Here is a 2,137-nt window from a genome sequence, read left to right as displayed (position 1 = left end):
GCATCTTCACAGGTACTATAATTTCACCGAGTCTCTCGTTGAGACAGTGCCCAGATCGTTACGCCTTTCGTGCGGGTCGGAACTTACCCGACAAGGAATTTCGCTACCTTAGGACCGTTATAGTTACGGCCGCCGTTTACTGGGGCTTCGATTCAAAGCTTCGCTTGCGCTAACCTCTCCTCTTAACCTTCCAGCACCGGGCAGGCGTCAGCCCCTATACTTCGCCTTGCGGCTTCGCAGAGACCTGTGTTTTTGCTAAACAGTCGCCTGGGCCTATTCACTGCGGCTCTCTCGGGCTTGCACCCTACCAGAGCACCCCTTCTCCCGAAGTTACGGGGTCATTTTGCCGAGTTCCTTAACGAGAGTTCTCTCGCACACCTTAGGATTCTCTCCTCGCCTACCTGTGTCGGTTTGCGGTACGGGCACCTTTTATCTCGCTAGAAGCTTTTCTTGGCAGTGTAGAATCAAGAACTTCGGTACTAAATTTCCCTCGCTATCACAGCTCCGCCTTCACGGCAATGGGATTTGCCTCATTGCCAGCCTAACTGCTTAGACGCACATATCCAACAGTGCGCTTACTCTATCTTACTGCGTCCCTCCATTGCTCAAACGATAAAGAGGTGGTACAGGAATATCAACCTGTTGTCCATCGCCTACGCCTTTCGGCCTCGGCTTAGGTCCCGACTAACCCTGAGCGGACGAGCCTTCCTCAGGAAACCTTAGGCATTCGGTGGAAGGGATTCTCACCCTTCTTTCGCTACTCATACCGGCATTCTCACTTCTAAGCGCTCCACCAGTCCTTCCGGTCTGACTTCACAGCACTTAGAACGCTCTCCTACCACGCATACCATACGGTATGCATCCACAGCTTCGGTGATACGTTTAGCCCCGGTACATTTTCGGCGCAGAGTCACTCGACCAGTGAGCTATTACGCACTCTTTAAATGGTGGCTGCTTCTAAGCCAACATCCTGGTTGTCTAAGCAACTCCACATCCTTTTCCACTTAACGTATACTTTGGGACCTTAGCTGGTGGTCTGGGCTGTTTCCCTCTTGACTACGGATCTTATCACTCGCAGTCTGACTCCCGATGATAAGTCTTTGGCATTCGGAGTTTGACTGAATTCGGTAACCCGATGAGGGCCCCTAGTCCAATCAGTGCTCTACCTCCAAGACTCTAACAATCGAGGCTAGCCCTAAAGCTATTTCGGAGAGAACCAGCTATCTCCAGGTTCGATTGGAATTTCTCCGCTACCCACACCTCATCCCCGCACTTTTCAACGTGCGTGGGTTCGGGCCTCCATTCAGTGTTACCTGAACTTCACCCTGGACATGGGTAGATCACCTGGTTTCGGGTCTACGACCACATACTCATTCGCCCTATTCAGACTCGCTTTCGCTGCGGCTCCGTCTCTTCAACTTAACCTTGCATGTAATCGTAACTCGCCGGTTCATTCTACAAAAGGCACGCCATCACTCATGAATGAGCTCTGACTACTTGTAGGCACACGGTTTCAGGGTCTATTTCACTCCCCTCCCGGGGTGCTTTTCACCTTTCCCTCACGGTACTGGTTCACTATCGGTCACTAGGTAGTATTTAGCCTTGGGAGATGGTCCTCCCTGCTTCCGACGGGATTCCTCGTGTCCCGCCGTACTCAGGATCCACTCAAGAGGGAACGAAGTTTCGACTACAGGGTTGTTACCTTCTTTGACAGGCCTTTCCATGCCTCTTCATCTACCCCGTTCCTTTGTAACTCCATATAGAGTGTCCTACAACCCCGAAAGGCAAGCCTTTCGGTTTGGGCTATCTTCCGTTTCGCTCGCCGCTACTCAGGAAATCGCGTTTGCTTTCTCTTCCTCCGGGTACTTAGATGTTTCAGTTCCCCGGGTCTGCCTTCCATACCCTATGTATTCAGGTAAGGATACTGTTCCATTACGAACAGTGGGTTTCCCCATTCGGAAATCTCTGGATCAAAGCTTACTTACAGCTCCCCAAAGCATATCGGTGTTAGTCCCGTCCTTCATCGGCTCCTAGTGCCAAGGCATCCACCGTGCGCCCTTTCTAACTTAACCATTATGGTCAGTGGCGCTTTGTTGTACAAAGCGTACTTCAAATCATTTCGCAAGAAATGATGGTG

1 rRNA gene (running past one end of the window) is annotated in these 2,137 nt (G+C 51.2%); it reads right to left on the bottom strand.

Annotation, left to right across the window (positions count from 1 at the left end):
- Positions 1–2,072, bottom strand: a 23S ribosomal RNA gene (locus ABC357_RS21090); it reaches 125 nt to the left of the window's first position.
- Between the last annotated feature and the right edge of the window lie 65 nt (positions 2,073–2,137).

The organism is Bacillus kalamii, assembly GCF_047238185.1.
Taxonomy (GTDB): Bacteria; Bacillota; Bacilli; order Bacillales; family DSM-1321; genus Bacillus_AD.
The sequence above is the reverse complement of the archived record's forward strand: the minus strand, read 5'-3'. Positions and strand labels throughout refer to the sequence as shown.